This is a genomic window from Nonomuraea sp. NPDC048881, from assembly GCF_040649795.1.
Lineage (GTDB): Bacteria > Actinomycetota > Actinomycetes > Streptosporangiales > Streptosporangiaceae > Nonomuraea.
On the sequence record NZ_JBEZGC010000009.1, the window covers coordinates 116,254 to 133,858 of the forward strand.

Consider the following 17,605-nt stretch of genomic DNA (forward strand, 5'->3'; position numbering starts at 1 on the left):
ATGGACTGGATCACGATCATCAGCACGACGCTGAAGTCCGCGGTCGGCGTCGAGACCGTGCTGTACGCGCTCGCCGCGATCGGCATCAACATCCAATTCGGCTACACGGGCCTGCTCAACTTCGGCCAGGCGGCGTTCATGGGCGTGGCGGGCTACGGCCTGGCCGTCACCGTCACCGTCATGGGCCTGCCGTTCTGGGTCGGCATCATCGTCGGCCTGCTCGCCGCGGTGCTCCTGGCGATCCTGCTCGGCATCCCGACCCTCCAGCTGCGCGCCGACTACCTGGCCATCGTGACCATCGCGGCGGCCGAGATCGTCCGGCTGGTGTTCCGCTCGGTGGCCTTCAAGAGCGTCTTCGGCGGCTCGGACGGCCAGCGCGGCTTCTCCGACGGCTTCTACGCGCTCAACCCCTACCCCGAGGGCCAGTACGGCTTCAACCTCGGCTCCGTCCCGCTGTTCTTCAACCACCGGGTGCTGTGGGTGCTGACCGTCGGCTGGGTGCTCATCGCCCTGTGCTGCGGGCTGGTCTACCTGCTGATGAAGAGCCCCTGGGGCCGCGTGCTCAAGGCCATCCGCGAGGACGAGGACGCCGTGCGCAGCCTCGGCAAGAACGTCTTCTCCTACAAGATGCAGTCGCTCATCCTGGGCGGCGTCGTGGGCTGCCTGGGCGGCTTCATCTACGGCCTGGCCTACGCCTCCGTCCAGCCCGACATCTTCGGCACCGAGACGACGTTCTACGCGTACACGATGGTCATCCTGGGCGGCGCCGCCCGCGTGCTCGGCCCCGTCGTGGGCGCGTCGATCTTCTGGGTGCTGCTCGTCCTGATCTACGGCGTGCTGTCCGAGGCCGTCGGCGCCGGGATCATCACCTTCATGGACACGAACCAGGTGGGCGCCGTCCGCTGGATCCTGGTCGGCCTGGGTCTCGTCCTGTTGCTCATCTTCCGGCCACAGGGCATCTTCGGCGACAAGAGGGAGATAGCAATCAATGCACGCTGAAACCACGGCCACCGAGCGCAAGGCCGCGGCGCTGGCCGCCTTCAAGGACCTGGCCCGCGACCCGGGCGTGCCGAAGCCGGACCCGATCCTCACCGTCGACAACGTCGTGCGCCGCTTCGGCGGCCTGACCGCGGTCGAGGTCGCCCACGTCGAGATCCAGCGGGGTTCCATCACCGCGCTGATCGGCCCCAACGGCGCCGGCAAGACGACCTTCTTCAACCAGCTCACCGGCTTCGACACCGCCGACTCCGGCTCGTGGACGTTCAACGGGCGCAGCATGAGCGGGGTGCCGGCCCACAAGGTCGCCCGCGCCGGCATGGTGCGCACCTTCCAGCTCACCAAGGCGCTGTCCCGCCTGACCGTCATGGAGAACATGCGTCTGGGCGCCCAGCGCCAGAAGGGCGAGACGTTCTGGCGGGCGCTCATCCCGTCGATGTGGCGCGGCCAGGAGGACGAGATCACCGTCCGCGCCGAGGAGCTCCTCGAACGCTTCAAGCTGGGCGCCAAGCGGGACGACTTCGCCGGCTCGTTGTCCGGCGGCCAGCGCAAGCTGCTGGAGATGGCCCGCGCCCTCATGGTCCAGCCGGAGCTGGTCATGCTGGACGAGCCCATGGCGGGCGTGAACCCGGCCCTGACCCAGTCGCTGCTCGGCCACGTCAAGGACCTGCGCGAGCAGGGCATGACGGTGCTGTTCGTCGAGCACGACATGGACATGGTCCGCGACATCAGCGACTGGGTGATCGTCATGGCGCAGGGCGCCGTGATCGCCGAGGGCCCGCCCGACACGATCATGTCGGACGAGCGCGTGATCGACGCCTACCTCGGCGCCCACCACGACGCCCCGCTCTCGGACACCGAGCTGGAGTCGCAGCTCCACGAGGCCGAGGCGGCCCTGGAGGCCGAGATCGAAGAGGAGACGCAGAAGTGAGCGACGCCCCCGAGGCCGCCCCCGAGTCGCAGGCGGCCGTCACCGACCGCGCCGCGCACCTGGAAGGCGCCGAAGACGCCGTGCTGCGGTGCGACGAGCTGATCGCCGGTTACCTGCCGGGCGTCAACATCCTCAACGGCTCCGACCTCTACGTCAAAGAGGGCGAGCTGATCGGCATCATCGGCCCCAACGGCGCCGGCAAGTCGACGCTGCTGAAGGCCATGTTCGGGCTGGTCAACATCCGCAGCGGCACGGTGCTGCTCAAGGGTGAGAACATCACGAACATGAAGGCGCACTCGCTGGTCTCCCGCGGCGTCGGCTACGTGCCGCAGACCAACAACGTCTTCCCCAGCCTCACCATCGAGGAGAACCTGGAGATGGGCGCCTTCCAGGTGCCCGGCAAGTTCAAGGAGCGCTTCGAGTTCGTCGCCGAGCTCTTCCCGGCGCTCAAGGAGCGCCGCAAGCAGCGCGCGGGCTCCCTGTCCGGCGGTGAGCGGCAGATGGTGGCCATGGCCAGGGCGCTCATGACCGAGCCGTCGGTGCTGCTGCTGGACGAGCCGTCGGCGGGCCTGTCGCCCAAGCTCCAGGACCTGGTCTTCATCCAGGCCCAGCAGATCAACAAGGCGGGCGTGACGGTGATCATGGTGGAGCAGAACGCCCGCCGCTGCCTGCAGATCTGCCACCGCGGCTACGTGCTCGACCAGGGCCGCAACGCCTACACCGGCACCGGCAGGCAGCTCGCCAACGACCCCAAGGTCATCGAGCTGTACCTGGGCACGCTGGCGAAGGCGTAACCGGATCGAACGGAGAAGGGGCTCCCCCGGGGCCCCTTCTCCGTTTTTTAATGAACGCTGTGAAACGAATGCTGACAGTGGCGCTCGTCCTGCCCGTCCTGCTCGTCGGCTGCCAGGAGGACGCCTCCTCGGCGCAGCGGTACAGCACCGGCGGCGACCCGACCGACAGCCCGTGCGCGCGCGTGGTCTCGGCCATCGGCTACGCCGACCTGATGCTGAGGCCGAAGGGCCAGGAGGAGCAGCAGTACTTCGAGGACGCCGTCATCGGCCGGCTGGCCGAGTTGCGCGGCATCACGCTCCAGTTCGGCGACCGGCTGCCGGCCTCGCTGCACGCCGCCGTCCAGAGCGTCGAGACGGCCACCGCGGGCCTGTCCAGGAACGACGTGCCGCACGCGCGGCAGGTCGCGCTGCTGCGGCAGTACCGGGCCGCCGCCGAGCAGATCGTGGCCGGCTGCGCATGACGGAAGGGCCCGGTCCGCGCGGACCGGGCCCTTCTCGGGGCGCTGCGGGAGGCTGATCAGCCGGCGATGTTGCCGGTGCGGTACTCCAGCGCCTTGGTGGCGTACTTGTTGTCCTTGCCGTACTGGTAGATGCCGATGGTGGCCACGGCGGGGTCACCGGCGTCGTTGAACTCGACCGGGCCGCTCACGCCGTCGTAGTCGATGTCCTTGCCGGCCTTGAGCAGGTCGATGCAGCTCTTGAAGTCCTTGCACTTCTCGCCGCCCTTGCTGACCTCGGCCAGCTTGGCGGCGATGTCGGTGCCCGCGTCGCTCTTGGCGGCCTCGGCGGCCAGGGCGAGCAGGTTCATCGCGTCGTAGGACTCGGGGGCGTAGCTGTAGTCCTCCAGCTTGGGGTTGATGCCGAGGAGCTTCTTCTGGAACTCCTCCGGAGCGGCCGCGCCCGGGATGGTGCCCTTGACGCCCTCAAGCGTGCCCTTGGGCATCTTGACGTAGTTGGTGTTGGAGGTGTTGCCGTCGACCATGTACCACTTGTGCTTGTCGGCCGGCAGGCCCTGCTTGACCAGCTCCTGGATGACCTTGGCGGTCTCCTCGAACCCGATCAGGACGATGCCCTTGGGGTTCTTGGCCTTGATCTTCGCCACGTCGGCGGAGAAGTCGGCGGCCTTGGGGTCGTAGTCGACCCGCTCGACGACCTCGCCACCGCCGTCGGTGACCGTCTTCTGCACCTGGTCGGCCAGGCCGGTGCCGTAGGAGTCCTGCATCGCCAGGATGCCGACGGTGTCGTTGCCGTCGGACACCACCAGGTCGCCGAGCACACGGCCCTGCAGCTTGTCGGGCGGCGAGGTGCGGAAGTACAGGCCCTTGTCCTCGATCGTGGTGAACTTGTCGGAGGTGTTGGCGGGCGAGAAGTGGATGACGCCCGCGCCCGTGATCTTGTCGATCACCGACTCCGACACCGAGGAGGACGCCGCGCCGATGATGGCGTCGGCCTTCTGGGCCAGCAGCTTGTCCACCGACTGCGAGGCGATGTTCGTGGTGGTGTCGCCCGAGTCGGTGTCGTACTTGGTGACGGGCTTGCCCAGCACGCCCCCGGCCTCGTTGATCTCCTTGATGGCCAGGTCGACGCCGGCGAACTCGGGCGGGCCGAGGAAGGCGAGCGAACCGGTCTGGGGCAGCAGCGTACCGATCGTGAGGGTGCCGTCGCCCTTCGCCGCGGGAGCCGACGAGGATGGCGCGGCCGGCTGCGAGGACTGCGTGGCGGTGTTGCTGCCGCCACCGCCGCAGGCCGTCAGGGCCAAGCTGGTGGCGGCCGCGACGGCCAGCGCCCGTCCCACGGGAGCAATGCGGATCATGAAGTGTCTCCTTCATTTCCAGGCCGGGATCGTCAGCACCGCCGAGCGCTCCCGATCGAATGACGGAAACGTACAAAATCGCCGTGTACTCGAACCAGATGGCGGGGTGAACTGTCGGCACTTGGATGCGGAGTCGTAATCAGTCCTCAACTTACGGACCTGCGCTAGCAGGCTTAATGTGCGACGGGTGAAGCGTTTTACGCCTGTCCTAGTCACGGCGGTCCTTCTTGCCGGGTGCGCCTCGTCGCCGCCGCCCCCGCCGCCTTCCTCGGATCCTCCCGCCGGCGTATCGGTCACGCTGGAGCAATGGCGTTCCGACGAGCCCGTGCACGCGCTGGAGGTGGCGGTCCGTAATACCAGCGGCATACCCGTGTATTTCGCCGACGTCCAGCTCGTGACGCCGTCGTTCAAAACACTGCCGCCGGAAAAGACGGACGCCACGATCAAGCGGACCGAGCGCACCGACCTGCGCATCACCTACGGCGCGGCCAACTGCCTGCCCGCGGGCCTGCCCCAGCTCCAGCCCGCCACCGTGGTGGCCAACATCCGCGCCGGCGCCGAGCAGCCGCGCCGGGTGGTCTTCAAGGTGCCGCACCCCAGCCCGCTGCTGACCCGCCTGCTTCGGGACGAATGCTCGGAATTCCTCATCAAGGAGGCCGCCGGCATCGAGTTCGGGCCCGACTGGAAGCAGGTGGGCAAGGAGATGCGGGGCAAGCTGGTGGTCACCCGGCGCGGCGCCGGCAAGGTGACGTTGACCGAGCTCGACGGCACCACGCACTACATCATCACGCCGGACGCCGGCGGCCGGCCCGTGGCCGTGCTGGAGGCCGGGCAGCAGCGGACGGAGGTGCCGGTGACGCTCACCCCCGGCCGCTGCGACCCGCACGCCTTCGCCGAGGCCAAGAAGGCGTTCCTGTTCCCGGTGCGGGCCACCGTGGACGGCGGCCCCGAGCGGGTGGTGATCGTGGTGCCGCCCAAGCCGCTGCAGGACCGGTTGATCCAGTACTCGTTGCGCGTGTGCGGCCTGGGCGGCGGGTGAGGGTCAGCCCTCGATGTTGCCCGTGCGGTACTCCAGGGCCTTGGGCGCGTACTTGTTGTCGTCGCCGTACTGGTAGACGCCGATCGTGGCCACGGCGGGGTCACCGGCGTCGTTGAACTCGATCGGGCCGCTGATGCCGTCGTAGTCGATGTCCTTGCCGGCCTTCAGCAGGTCGGCGCACTCCTTGAAGGTCTTGCACTTCTCGCCGCCCTTGCTGACCTCGGGCAGCTTGGCGGCGATGGACTTGCCGCTGTCGTCCTTGGCGGCCTCGGCCGCCAGGGCGATGAGGATCGCGGCGTCGTAGGACTCGGCGGCGTAGGTGTAGTCCTCGAGCTTGGGGTCGATCTCCAGGAGCTTCTTGCGGAAGTCCTCCGGAGCTTCGGCGCCGGGGATCGTGCCCTTGACGCCCTTGAGCGTGCCCTTGGGCATCTTGAGGTAGTTGGTGTTCGACATGTTGCCGTCCACCATGTACCACTTGACCTTGTCGACCGTCAGGCCCTGCTTGACCAGCTCCTGGATGACCTTGGCGCCCTCCTCGAAGCCGATCAGCACGATCGCCTTCGGGTTCTTGGCCTTGATCTTGGCGACGTCCGCGGAGAACTCGGCCGCCTTGGGGTCGTAGTCCACGCGCTCCACGACGCTGGCGCCGGCCGCCTCGGCGGTCTTGGTCACCTGGTCGGCCAGGCCGGAGCCGTAGGAGTCCTGCATGGCCAGGATGCCGATGGTGTCGTTGCCGTCCGCGGCGATCAGGTCGCCGAGCACGCGGCCCTGCAGCTTGTCCGGGGGCGCGGTACGGAAGTACAGGCCCTGGTCACTGATGGTGGTGAACTTGTCAGAGGTGTTGGCGGGCGAGAACTGCACCACGCCGGCACCGGTGACCTTGTCGATGATCGACTCCGACACCGACGAGGAGGCGGCGCCGATGATGGCGTCGGCCTTCTGCGCGATCAGCTTGTCCGCCGACTGCGAGGCCACGTTCGTGGTGGTGTCACCCGAGTCCGTGTGGATCTTGGTGACCGGCTTGCCGAGCACGCCGCCCGCGTCGTTGATCTCCTTGACGGCCTGGTCGACGCCGGCGAACTCGGGCGGGCCGAGGAACGCCAGCGAGCCGGTCTGGGGCAGCACGGTGCCGATCGTGAGCGTGCCGTCGCCCTTGGCCGCCTCCGTCTGGGTGGCCGGGGCCGACGAGGACGGCGCCGCGGACGTGGTCTGCTGCGCGGCCGTGTCGCCACCGCCGCCACAGGCCGTCAGGGCCAGGCTCGCCGCTGCCGCGACGGCCAGGAAGCGCCCTGCTGGAGCAATGCGGATCATAAAAGAGACTCCCCTTATTCCCAGCGGGGGAACGATCTCCCTCGCTGCGTTTTCCGAGCTCAGCATGCCTCTTTGGCGGGGAGATGTGGGGATTTCGGGTACTTTTATGCTAATTTGTAATGTCGCAATCACCCTCTGTAATTGCATGTTTCATCAGCGTTACGGCCATGACTCCATATGAACCACCCCAGCCCGAAATTTCGGGACTGGGGTGGTTGTATGGCGGCCTGTCCGGCTTGGGGTGCCGCCAGCGCCTAGCCGGCGATGTTGCCCTTGCGATATTCGAGCGCCTTGGCCGCGTCGTACTTGTTGTCCTTGTCGTACTGGTAGACGCCGATCGTCGCGACCGACGGGTCACCGGCGTCGTTGAAGTCCACCGGGCCGCTCACGCCGTCGTAGTCGATGTCCTTGCCCGCCTTGAGCAGGTCGGCGCACGACTTGAAGTCCTGGCACTTCTCGCCGCCCTTGCTGACCTCGATCAGCTTGGGGGCCAGCGCGGTGCCCGAGTCGTCCTTGGCCGCCTCGGCCGCCAGCGCGATCAGGGTCGTCGCGTCGTACGACTCCGCCGCGTAGGTGTAGTTCGTCAGCTTCGGGTTCACCGTCAGCAGCCGCTTCTGGAACGCCTCCGGGGCCGCGGCGCCCGGGATCGTGCCCTTCACGCCCTTCAGCGTGCCCTTGGGCATCTTGAGGTAGTTGGAGTTCGACATGTTGCCGTCCACCATGTACCACTTGACCTTGTCGGCCGTCAGGCCCTGCTTGACCAGCTCCTGCACGACCTTCGCCGTCTCCTCGAAGCCGATCAGCACGATCGCCTTCGGGTTCTTGGCCTTGACCTTGGCCACGTCCGCGGAGAACTCGGCCGCCTTGGGGTCGTAGTCGACCCGCTCGACCACGCTCGCGCCGGCCTCCTCGGCCGTCTTGGTCACCTGGTCGGCCAGGCCGGAGCCGTAGGAGTCCTGCATCGCCAGGACGGCGACCGTGTCGTTGCCGTCGGCGGCCACCAGGTCGCCCAGCACGCGGCCCTGCAGCTTGTCCGGCGGCGCCGTGCGGAAGTACAGGCCCTGGTCGTTGATCGTGGTGAACTTGTCGGAGGTGTTGGCCGGCGAGAACTGCACCACGCCCGCCCGCGTGATCTTGTCCACGATCGACTCCGACACCGACGAGGACGCCGCGCCGATGATCGCGTCGGCCTTCTGGCCGAGCAGTTTGTCCACCGACTGCGAGGCGATGTTGGTCGTGGTGTCGCCCGAGTCGGTGTCGATCTTCGCCACCGGCTTGCCGAGCACTCCCCCGGCGTCGTTGATCTCCTTGAGCGCCAGGTCGACCCCGGCGAACTCGGGTGGTCCCAGATACGCGAGATTGCCCGTCTGGGGCAGCACGGTGCCGATCGTCAGCGTGCCGTCCCCCTTGACCGCGGCGGCCGAGGAGGGTTTCACGGACGCGGCGCCGGTGGCGCCCGTCCCGGCGGTCGTGCCGCCGGTCGAACACGCCGCCAGTGCCAGGCTCGCCGCTGTGGCGACGGCCAGGGCGCGGGAAATGCGGATCATCGAAAGCGTCTCCGTTCGAGATGAGCGGACCTTCCGTCCGCCCATCAGCATGCGCCGGGACGCCTGCGCAGAAAGAAGCCGAAGCCGGTTGGATGCCCAGTCGTGACCGGGCCACAACCCGCGGGGCTAAATCACCTGATATAGGCGCTTTTCATGCCCGCTCGGCCGCGTCGTCTATAACGATCTGAGCAACCTCCCGCATGCTCAGCCGCCGGTCCATCGACGCCTTCTGGATCCACCGGAACGCCTGCGGCTCGGTCCAGCCGTGCTGGGCCATCAACTGGCCCTTGGCCCGCTCGACCAGCTTGCGGGTCTCCAGCCGCTCGGAAAGGCTGGACACCTCCGCGCTGAGCGCCACCATCTCCTCGTGCCTGCTGACCGCCATCTCGATCGCCGGCACCAGATCGGCCTTGGTGAACGGCTTGACCAGGTAGGCCATCGCCCCCGCGTCGCGGGCCCGCTCCACCAGGTCACGCTGGGAGAAGGCGGTGAGGATGAGGCACGGCGCGATCCGGTCGGCCACGATGCGCTCGGCCGCCGAGATGCCGTCGAGCACGGGCATCTTCACGTCGAGGATGACGAGGTCGGGCCGCAGGTCGGCGGCGAGCTGGATCGCCTGCTCCCCGTCACCGGCCTCGCCCACGACGACGTAACCGTCCTCCTGGAGCATCTCCTTGAGGTCGAGGCGGATCAGGGCCTCGTCTTCCGCGATCACTACTCGCCGCTGCGTACTCACGAGCAGAAGAGTACAGACGTCCGGTAGATTAGATCCACGCCGGTGCGGCCTCGGGCATTACGCTGCGAGATCACAAACCGGACGAGTCGCCCCGGTAGACCAACGGCAGAGTCGATGGCCTCAAAATCCATACAGTGTGGGTTCGAATCCCACCCGGGGCACCGGCCTGACCGCCCGGCTCCCTCATAGGCCGGGCGGTTTTTCGTTCTCCATCCGCTGACTGCCGGATCGACGGGCAGGCCCGAAACTGTTGACCGGGTCACGGCGTCCAGGAGGGCGAGCGGCCGAGGAGGGCGACCACGCGGTCGAGGCCCGTGGCGGCGCCGCCGGGCTCGACGCCGGGCAGGAACGCCTTCCCCGAACCGCGCGACTCCGGCGTGTCGGGCACCTGCGCGGCCAGCGGGAGAGCGGCCGCGGCGAGGTCGTCGTCGATGCCGGGCGGCACGCCGAGCGCACTGGCGAAGTCCCAGGCGTGCACGACGCAGTCGATGAAGTGGAAGCCGATCGCCATGGCCGCCGGGAACGGGCCGCCGTCGCGGATCTCGGGCAGGAAGAAGGCCCGGTCGAGCACGCCGTCCGCGGCGAAGGCGGCGACGACGGCCTGCGCGGAGGCGGCGTACTCGGCCACGTGGTCCTCGCCCGGGGGGCGCGGCTGCCAGCTCGCCAGGTCCGACCGCGCGCCCAAGGCCGCCAGGGCGAAGCCGTGGTTCTGCACGATCTGGTGTGCCAGCAGGTCGCGGACGGCCCATCCGGCGCAGGGCGTCGGCCGGTCGAGGTCGGCGGGCTTGATCGTGTTCACCAGCTCGACGGTGGCCCGCACCGACCGCCGGTTGAGCTCGATGATGTCTGCCAAGGCGATGTCCCGTCATCGTCGAAGAACCCACCCAGCCCGGCCCGCAGGCCCGCGGGTGGCCAACCTGTCGATGATGGCGGCACCCGCGGCGGCGGTGCGAGTGGTTTTCACCGGTGAAGGCGCCGGCGTGATCAAGGAGGCGGAGCGCGGGATTTCGCGGGCGGTTCGCCGGGAACAGTCCTCTGTGACGAGTTGCGACGGACGAGACGGGGGTGGCGGGGGATGCCGTTGAGCGTGACCGAGCGGGAGACGTTCCTGGCCGAGCCGCACATCGCGAGCCTTGCGGTGGAGACGGGCGCGGGGCGGTCGCCACTGGCCGTGCCCGTCTGGTACGACTACAGCCCCGGCGGCGAGATCAGGTTCCTGACCGACAGCGAGTCGCGCAAGGCGCGGCTGGTGGCGAAGGCGGGCCGGTTCACGATGCTGGTCCAGCGGGTCAGCCCGACCTACCGGTACGTGTCGGTCGAGGGCCCGGTGGTGCGCTCCGACCCCACGACGATCGAGGAGCTGACCCGCATCGCCGCCCGCTACCTGCCGCAGGAGGCGGTGACGGGGTACGTGCACGGCTCGGACCTGCACGTCCTGGTGACGTTCCGGATGCGGCCCGAGCGGTGGCTGTCGGCGGACCTGGGCTCCTTGGGCTGAGCGGGCGCCCGGTATTTTTGGCTCGTGACTGCAATCGATCCCACCTCGACCGGCGCGTTCGGCGTCGGCCTCGCCACCATCGCCGACGACGGCACCGTTCTCGACACCTGGTTCCCGGCTCCCGAGCTGGGCGAGCCGCCCGCGACGGGCACCGAGCGGATCTCCGCCGAGGAGGCCGGCGAGCTGGCCGCGCTGACCGGCCGCGACGCGGCGCGGGGCGTCGAGGTGGTGGCGGTGCGCACGGGCGTCGCCAAGCTCTCCGAGCCGCCGGTCGACGCGCACGACGTCTACCTGCGCCTCCACCTGCTCTCCCACCGGCTGGTCCGGCCGCACGGCGTGAACCTGGACGGCCAGTTCGGCCTGCTGGCCAACGTGGTGTGGACCAACTTCGGGCCGTGCCCGGTGCCCGGCTTCGAGCGCACCCGGCTGCGCCTGCGGGCCAAGGGCGTGGTGACGGTGTACGGGGTGGACAAGTTCCCGCGGATGGTCGACTACGTGCTGCCGGAGGGCGTGCGGATCGCCGACGCAGACCGGGTGCGGCTGGGCGCCCACCTGGCGTCGGGCACGGTCGTCATGCACGAGGGCTTCGTGAACTTCAACGCCGGCACGGTGGGCACCTCGATGGTCGAGGGGCGCATCTCGGCGGGCGTGGTGGTCGGCGACGGCTCCGACGTCGGCGGCGGCGCCTCGATCATGGGGACGCTGTCGGGCGGCGGCAAGCAGGTCATCTCGATCGGCGAGCGCTGCCTGCTGGGCGCCAACGCGGGCATCGGCATCTCGCTGGGCGACGACTGCGTGGTGGAGGCGGGCCTCTACGTGACCGCGGGCACGCGGGTGACGCTGCCCGACGGCACGGTGGTCAAGGCGGCGGAGCTGTCGGGCTCCAACGGGATCCTGCTGCGCCGCAACTCGCAGTCGGGCGCGGTGGAGGCCCTGCCCCGCACGGGTTCGGGCATCACCCTGAACGCCGCCCTGCACGCCCACTGACCGTCAGGGCCCTCTCCGCCGGCCGTTGCCACGGAGGGGGCCCCACAGGACGTCCCGGCGCAGGCTCACCCGTCCGGGCGAGCCTGCGCGGAGCGTGGGCGGGTCAGTTCGCGTGGGAGACCGCGGAGCCGATGGTGTGCACCCGCAGCGCGTTGGTGCTGCCCGGCGTGCCGGGAGGCGAGCCGGCCACGATGACCACCTTGTCGCCCTTCTCCAGCCGCCCGAGCGACAGCAGCGACGCCTCCACCTGCCGCACCATGTCGTCGGTGTGGTGCACGAACGGCACGTGGAACGTCTCCACGCCCCACGTCAGCGACAGCTGCCCGCGCACGTGCGGGGCCGAGGTGAAGGCCAGCAGCGGGATCGGCGAGCGGTAGCGGGCCAGGCGGCGGGCGGTCTCGCCGGACATGGTGAACGCGATCAGGGCCTTGGCGCCGACGATCGCGCCGACCTCGGCCGCGGCCCTGGCGATGGCCCCGCCGGTGGTCTCCGGCAGGCGCTCCAGGCTGTGGGTGGCGTGCAGGGACGACTTCTCGGCGGCACAGGCGATGCGGTCCATCGTCGCGACCGACTCGATCGGGTAGCTGCCGACCGACGTCTCGCCCGACAGCATGACGGCGTCGGCGCCGTCCATGACGGCGTAGGCGACATCGCTGGCCTCGGCGCGGGTGGGGCGCGGGGCGCTCATCATGGAGTCGAGCATCTGCGTGGCGACGATGACCGGGCGGGCCTTCTCGCGGCACAGCCCGATGATGCGCCGCTGCACGATCGGCACCTGCTCCAGCGGCAGCTCCACGCCGAGGTCGCCGCGGGCGACCATGATGCCGTCGAAGGCCTCGACGATCTCCGGCAGGCGGTCGACGGCCTGCGGCTTCTCGATCTTGGCGAGCAGCGGCAGGCGGACGGCCTCCTGCTCCATGATGTTGCGCACGACGTCGGCGTCGGAGGGACGGCGGACGAAGGACAGCGCGATCATGTCGAAGCCGGTGCGCAGCGCCCAGCGCAGGTCGGCCTCGTCCTTGTCGGTGAGCGCGGGCGCGCTGACGTTGACGCCCGGCAGGTTGAGGCCCTTGTTGTTGGAGATCATGCCGCCGATGACGACGCGGGTGATGACGCGGTCGCCGTCGACGCGGGTGGCCTCCAGGACCAGGCGGCCGTCGTCGACCAGGATCTTGTCACCGGGACGCACGTCGCCGGGCAGGCCCTTGTAGGTGGTCGAGACCTGCTCGCGGTCTCCGGGCACGTCCTCGGTGGTGATGGTGAAGACGTCGCCGAAGCCGAGGCGCACCGGCCCTTCCTCGAAGGTGCCGACGCGGATCTTGGGGCCCTGCAGGTCGGCGAGCACGCCTACGCCGCGGCCGAGGTCGGCCGCCACCTCCCGGACCCGGTCGTAGACCTCTCTGTGCATGTCATGGTTGCCATGGCTGAGGTTGAACCGTGCCACGTCCATGCCCGCGGAGATCAGCTCGTGGAGGCGTTCTTTGGACGAAGTGGCTGGGCCTAGGGTGCAGACGATTTTCGCGCGACGAGTCACGAGTCCTACCTTAATTGGTACAGACCACTTGGCAGTCACTGACGACGGAGAACGTACCCGGCGTAGGAGAACAACACGAGAACGGCGAGTCCGAGCCGTACCAAGTTCGCGTACTGTTCAGGGTAGACGACACCTTCGAGGTAATGGTCGACGAAGCCGCTCGGCGGCAGGCCCGGCAGCCCTCCCCTGCGCCGCGCCCAGTCCTCGGCGACGGTCAGCGGGCAGTCCACGTGAGTGACGAGAGTCACCACGGCCCAGCCGACGGCCGCGAGGTGAAGGTAGATCGTCCGCCTCCACCGCCAGGCCAGGAACCCGCCCACGGCCACGTAGGCGAGGAAGGCGAAGTGCGTCACCATCACCGCGTCCGCGAGCAGGCGGTACATCATGGCTCTATGGTGGCCGCCTTCCAAGCGTTCACCACGCCGTGCCCGTAGAAGCCGTTCTTGGCCTGGTCGCCCTCGCACTGGTGGGTCTCGTTCTCGCCGTACACCTTGTAGACGTAGGCGCGCGGGGTCGGGCAGGCCACGGGCGTCGCGGTCCGGTAGAGCAGGTCCTCGACGGTGGCGGGGTCCATGGACAGGCCGCCGGGGCCGGGCTTGCCGAACCGGCTGATCAGGATGGCCGCGACGCCGGTGGCGTGCGGGGCGGCCATGGAGGTGCCGTCGAGGTACTGGTAGTAGGAGCAGGCGCCCTTGTGGCAGTCGCGCACGACGTCGGCGCCCTTGGGCTTGCCGGAGGCGTCGATCCGGCCGCCGGCCTTGAGCACGTGCTCGGGGGCGGCGGCCAGGATCGACCGGCTGGCCTGCGCGCCCTTGCCGTCCAGCGCGTCGCCGCCGGGGGCGGCCAGGTCGGTCTGCTCCAGGCCGTAGTCGCTGTAGACGGCCTTGCGTCCGGACGGCCCGACGGCGGAGATCGAGATCACGCCCTTGGACTCGGCCGGCACGTTGACGCACGAGTTGTCTATCTTGCGGGTCTTCTCGTCGCCGCGCGGGTAGCCGGGGCTCTGCTTGTCGGCCGTGGGGTGCCCGAGGTCGGTGGAGCCGTTGCCGAGGGCCGAGACGAGCGTGACGCCCCTGCCGCGGGCGTAGTCGAGGGCGCGCTGCATGCCGACGACGACGGCCCGCTGTTCGAGCTGCTCCTTCTTGGTGTCGGCCGGGTTGGCGGCGCAGTTGAACAGCCAGGGGTCGACGTAGTAGCTCATGTTGACGACGTCCACGCCGATGTCGGCGGCGTAGGTGAGGGCGTCGAGGCTGGGCTTGAGGAAGAAGAAGCCGGAGTCCTGGCCGGCCCTGATGCTGACGATCCGCACGTCCGGGGCGACGCCGGCGATGCCGATGCCGTTGACCGGGGAGGCGATGGTGCTGGCGACGTGGGTGCCGTGGCCGTCGTCGTCCTCGTCCACGGGGTCCTTGCAGGAGGGGACCTCGCAGGGGCCGTCCAGGGTCTCGCCGCGCTCGTCCTTGGGCTTGTCGGTGACGAAGTTGCGGCTCAGCTCGCGGTCGAAGTTGGGCGCGATGTCGGGGTGCTTGCCGTCGACGCCGGTGTCGATGACGCCGACCAGCACCTTCTTGTCGCCGGGGGCCTTGGCGTTGGCCCGGTCGGCGCCGATCATCTTCATGTCCCACTGGAGGTGGGCCAGGGGCTCCTGGGCCAGGCCCTTCCCGGCCATGGATCCGGCGTCGGGGAAGCCCCTGCCCGCGGGGCGGGCGGCGCGGGAGGAGGTGGAGCCGATCACGCGGCGGTCGGGCGAGACGCCCACGACGGCCGGATCGGCGCCGACGCTCTCGGCGAAACCGTCGCCGCCGCCCTGGGTGAGCACGTAGCCGAGCTTGCCGTCCTCCTCGACGACCGTGCCGCCGGCGCGCTTGACGGCCGCCAGGGCCTGGCCCTGCTTGCCGTCGGCGTAGAAGACCAGGTTCTGGTTCTGGCCGGTGCGGGGCGTCGCGCCGGACTGCGTGGGCTGCGCGGAGCTGGTGGGGCCGTCCTGCGCGGGCTCCTCGGGGGTGGCCCGGTCGCCCGCGGCGGCCGAGCACGCGGTCAGCGCGGCGGCGACGGCCAGCGCCGTCAGGCCAGAGGCGACTCGCCGCATTGCTCCCCCATCCACCGACTGTCGCAGAATCTGCATCTTCCCGACACTCAACGGCTGATGCAACTTAGGTGTGAAATTTCGGCAGATGGGGGATGACGCGGGCTCTGGGGTGGTTTCGTGTGGAGCCCGCGTCCTACGGGGTCAGGCGTCGCGGTGCAGGCGCACGTTCGGCAGGCAGGCCAGCAGCACGACGCCGACCAGCATGACCGGCGTGACCCACGCGAAGACCCCGGTGACCGCGTCGGCGAACGCCGGCCGTACGGACTCGGGCACCGCACCCGCGACCCCCGAAGCCAGGGCCGCCTGCCCCAGCCTGCCGCTGAAGACGCCCCCGAGCACGGCCACCCCCACGGCGCCGCCCACGTTCCTGGCGAAGGACACCACCGACGTGGCCGCGCCCCGGTCGGCGGCGGGCGCGCTGACCTGGACGGCCAGCATCAGGTTCTGCAGCACCATGCCCAGCCCCACCCCGAACAGCACCATGTACAGCCCGGACGTGACCGCCCCGGTCCCCAGCCCCATGGTCGAGAACAGGAACGCGGCCACCGTCGCCAGCGCCGCCCCGGTCACCACGACCCACTTGTACGTCCCCAGCCGGGTCACCAGCCGCCCCGCGACGGCCGAGGCGGCGATCATGCCCGCCATCAGGGGAAGCAGCAGCAGCCCCGAGTTCGACGCGCTGGCCCCGGCGGCCAGTTGCAGATAGAGCGGCAGGAAGGTGGCCGCCCCCACCATCCCGGTGGCCATCAGCACGATGGTCGCCGTGGCGATCGTGAGCGTGCGGTCGCGGAACAGCCCGAGCGGCAGCACCGGCTCCTTCGCCCGCCGCTCCACCAGCACGAACAGCCCCGCCAGCACGACCGCCCCCACGCCCAGCCCGACGACGACCGGCGAGGTCCACGCGTACGTCGTCCCGCCCCACGAGGCGAACAGCGTCAGGCAGGTCAGCACCCCGGAGATCAGCGCGGCCCCCGGCCAGTCGATCCGGTGCGGCGAGGTGCGCCGCGGCAGCCGGAGCACGGCGAACGCGACCGCCAGCGCGACCGCCCCGAGCGGCAGGTTGATGTAGAAGATCCAGCGCCAGGAGACGTGCTCGGTGAGGTAGCCGCCGATGACCGGCCCGAGGACGGCGGCCACGCCGATCACCGCCCCGAACAGCCCCTGGAACTTGGCGCGCTCGCGCGGGGTGGCGATGTCGGCCGAGATCGCCAGGGTCAGCACCATCAGGCCGCCGGCGCCGATGCCCTGGAAGGCGCGGAAGGCGATGAGCTGGGCCATCGTCTGGGCGAGCCCGCACAGGGCCGAGCCGGCGAGGAACAGGGCGATGGCCGACAGGTACAGGCGGCGGCGGCCGTACATGTCGCTGAGCTTGCCGTAGAGGGGCGCGACGATGCCGGAGGTCAGGGAGAAGGCCGTGACCAGCCACGACACGTTCTCCAGGCCGTTCAGCTCGCCCACGATGGTGGGGGTGGCCGTGGCCACCACCGTCTGGTCGACGGCGGCCAGGAACAGGCACAGCAGGAGCGAGCCCATGCTGAACAGGAGGCCGCGCCGCGGTGCGGCCTCCTGGGCGATTGTCGATACCATTCAGTTGTACTCCTTGCTTCTTTCGCGAGGGCAGGAGGAATCCGCGGCGGTCGGGGGTGCCACCCCGATCGCCGCTTTCTTTCCGGAGGTGTCAGAGTCCGCGTTCGAGCAGCGCGAACGCCTCGTCGAGCAGTTCTTCGACCGGCTCGTCCGTGGCCGCCGACTCCTGGATGGCCGAGATCATCGCGCCGAACGTCGTGATGAGCAGCATCCGGGCGTGGATGCCGCCGGTCACTCCGGGCCTGGCCCGCACGGCGCCGAGGACCGTCTCCATGATCTGGGTCTGGTCGGCTGCGCGCGCCCTGGCGGCCAGTTCGGGGTAACGGTTGTTGAGCTCCATGAACGGCTGCATGGTGTCCCAGACCGGGCGCACGCGTACGGCGAGCTCCCGGGCCACCGCCTTGAGCGACAGGAAGGCGGGCTCGTCGGCCGGCCGGTCGGCGAGCAGGGCGACGATGTCGTCCGGCCGCCAGATCGGCTCCATGACGAGCGCCTCCTCCTTGGAGGCGAAGTAGTTGAAGAACGTGCGGGGCGAGATGTCGGCCGCCGCGCTGACAGCCTCGACGGTCACGGCGTCGAGGCCCTCGTCGAGCGCCAGCCGCACCGCGGCCAGCCGGATGGCCTGCCGCTTCTCGGCCCTGCGGCGCTCACGGCGCTGTTCCGGACTCTCCATGCGTTGCACTCTACGCAGAATTTGCACATCCTGCAAGTCTTGCAGAGTGTGCAAATGACGAAGGCCCCCG

17 protein-coding genes and 1 tRNA gene are annotated in these 17,605 nt (G+C 69.6%); 8 read left to right on the forward strand and 10 right to left on the reverse strand.

Annotated features, from left to right (window positions below):
- Genes AB0C33_RS30145 through AB0C33_RS30160 form a run of 4 tightly spaced genes read left to right on the forward strand, consistent with a single transcriptional unit; the run spans window position 1 to window position 3,182 of the window.
- Window positions 1-999: a branched-chain amino acid ABC transporter permease gene (locus AB0C33_RS30145; protein ID WP_352358296.1), complete on the forward strand. Its 999-nt coding sequence runs from the start codon at window positions 1-3 to the stop codon at window positions 997-999.
- Entirely contained in the window at window positions 989-1,927 is a 939-nt protein-coding gene (locus AB0C33_RS30150) for an ABC transporter ATP-binding protein (protein ID WP_358293827.1), read from the forward strand. Before AB0C33_RS30145 ends, AB0C33_RS30150 begins: the two co-directional genes overlap by 11 nt.
- Window positions 1,924-2,721 (forward strand): ABC transporter ATP-binding protein, encoded by a 798-nt coding sequence (locus tag AB0C33_RS30155; protein WP_358293829.1) that lies wholly within the window; start codon window positions 1,924-1,926, stop codon window positions 2,719-2,721. Before AB0C33_RS30150 ends, AB0C33_RS30155 begins: the two co-directional genes overlap by 4 nt.
- A 59-nt stretch (window positions 2,722-2,780) precedes the next feature.
- Entirely contained in the window at window positions 2,781-3,182 is a 402-nt protein-coding gene (locus tag AB0C33_RS30160) for a hypothetical protein (RefSeq protein WP_352358300.1), read from the forward strand.
- Window positions 3,183-3,238: 56 nt separating this feature from the next.
- On the opposite strand, the gene AB0C33_RS30165 is transcribed toward AB0C33_RS30160, so the two are convergent.
- Window positions 3,239-4,534 (reverse strand): ABC transporter substrate-binding protein, encoded by a 1,296-nt coding sequence (locus AB0C33_RS30165; protein WP_358293831.1) that lies wholly within the window; start codon window positions 4,532-4,534, stop codon window positions 3,239-3,241.
- A 370-nt stretch (window positions 4,535-4,904) separates the two neighbouring features.
- Between AB0C33_RS30165 and AB0C33_RS30170 the strand changes: the two genes are divergently transcribed.
- Window positions 4,905-5,573 carry a hypothetical protein gene (locus AB0C33_RS30170; RefSeq protein ID WP_358293833.1) on the forward strand — a complete coding sequence of 223 codons (669 nt, stop codon included), beginning with the start codon at window positions 4,905-4,907 and terminating at the stop codon, window positions 5,571-5,573.
- Between the two features lie 3 nt (window positions 5,574-5,576).
- On the opposite strand, the gene AB0C33_RS30175 is transcribed toward AB0C33_RS30170, so the two are convergent.
- From AB0C33_RS30175 to AB0C33_RS30185, 3 genes are all read right to left on the reverse strand, one after another.
- Window positions 5,577-6,884, reverse strand: coding sequence for an ABC transporter substrate-binding protein (locus AB0C33_RS30175; RefSeq protein ID WP_358293835.1), 1,308 nt, complete (start codon window positions 6,882-6,884; stop codon window positions 5,577-5,579).
- A gap of 254 nt (window positions 6,885-7,138) precedes the next feature.
- Complete coding sequence (locus AB0C33_RS30180; protein ID WP_358293837.1) at window positions 7,139-8,431, reverse strand: ABC transporter substrate-binding protein; 1,293 nt, start codon at window positions 8,429-8,431, stop codon at window positions 7,139-7,141.
- A 151-nt stretch (window positions 8,432-8,582) separates the two neighbouring features.
- Window positions 8,583-9,167 (reverse strand): response regulator, encoded by a 585-nt coding sequence (locus tag AB0C33_RS30185; protein ID WP_352327599.1) that lies wholly within the window; start codon window positions 9,165-9,167, stop codon window positions 8,583-8,585.
- Between the two features lie 88 nt (window positions 9,168-9,255).
- Here AB0C33_RS30185 and AB0C33_RS30190 point away from each other — a divergent pair.
- Window positions 9,256-9,328, forward strand: a tRNA-Leu gene (locus AB0C33_RS30190).
- Window positions 9,329-9,426: 98 nt separating this feature from the next.
- On the opposite strand, the gene AB0C33_RS30195 is transcribed toward AB0C33_RS30190, so the two are convergent.
- The gene (locus AB0C33_RS30195) at window positions 9,427-10,020 is read right to left on the reverse strand and encodes a TIGR03086 family metal-binding protein (RefSeq protein ID WP_358293838.1); all 594 of its coding nucleotides are present in this window, start codon (window positions 10,018-10,020) and stop codon (window positions 9,427-9,429) included.
- 222 nt (window positions 10,021-10,242) lie between these two features.
- Here AB0C33_RS30195 and AB0C33_RS30200 point away from each other — a divergent pair, with 222 nt between their 5' ends.
- On the forward strand, window positions 10,243-10,665 hold the full coding sequence (locus AB0C33_RS30200) for a pyridoxamine 5'-phosphate oxidase family protein (protein ID WP_358293840.1): 423 nt from the start codon (window positions 10,243-10,245) through the stop codon (window positions 10,663-10,665).
- Between the two features lie 24 nt (window positions 10,666-10,689).
- Window positions 10,690-11,652, forward strand: a complete 963-nt coding sequence (dapD, locus tag AB0C33_RS30205; RefSeq protein ID WP_358293842.1) for a 2,3,4,5-tetrahydropyridine-2,6-dicarboxylate N-succinyltransferase — start codon at window positions 10,690-10,692, stop codon at window positions 11,650-11,652.
- A 103-nt stretch (window positions 11,653-11,755) separates the two neighbouring features.
- Here the strand turns inward: dapD and pyk are convergent, their stop codons facing one another.
- From pyk to AB0C33_RS30230, 5 genes are all read right to left on the reverse strand, one after another.
- Window positions 11,756-13,186, reverse strand: a complete 1,431-nt coding sequence (gene pyk / locus AB0C33_RS30210) for a pyruvate kinase (protein WP_352327603.1) — start codon at window positions 13,184-13,186, stop codon at window positions 11,756-11,758.
- Window positions 13,187-13,221: 35 nt separating this feature from the next.
- Window positions 13,222-13,572: a DUF2784 domain-containing protein gene (locus AB0C33_RS30215; protein ID WP_358293844.1), complete on the reverse strand. Its 351-nt coding sequence runs from the start codon at window positions 13,570-13,572 to the stop codon at window positions 13,222-13,224.
- On the reverse strand, window positions 13,569-15,275 hold the full coding sequence (locus tag AB0C33_RS30220; RefSeq protein WP_358293846.1) for a S8 family serine peptidase: 1,707 nt from the start codon (window positions 15,273-15,275) through the stop codon (window positions 13,569-13,571). Before AB0C33_RS30220 ends, AB0C33_RS30215 begins: the two co-directional genes overlap by 4 nt.
- Before the next feature lie 141 nt (window positions 15,276-15,416).
- On the reverse strand, window positions 15,417-16,862 hold the full coding sequence (locus tag AB0C33_RS30225; RefSeq protein ID WP_358293848.1) for an MDR family MFS transporter: 1,446 nt from the start codon (window positions 16,860-16,862) through the stop codon (window positions 15,417-15,419).
- 91 nt (window positions 16,863-16,953) lie between these two features.
- A complete protein-coding gene (locus AB0C33_RS30230) occupies window positions 16,954-17,535 on the reverse strand; it encodes a helix-turn-helix domain-containing protein (RefSeq protein WP_358293850.1) in 582 nt (193 codons plus the stop codon).
- Window positions 17,536-17,605 lie beyond the last annotated feature (70 nt).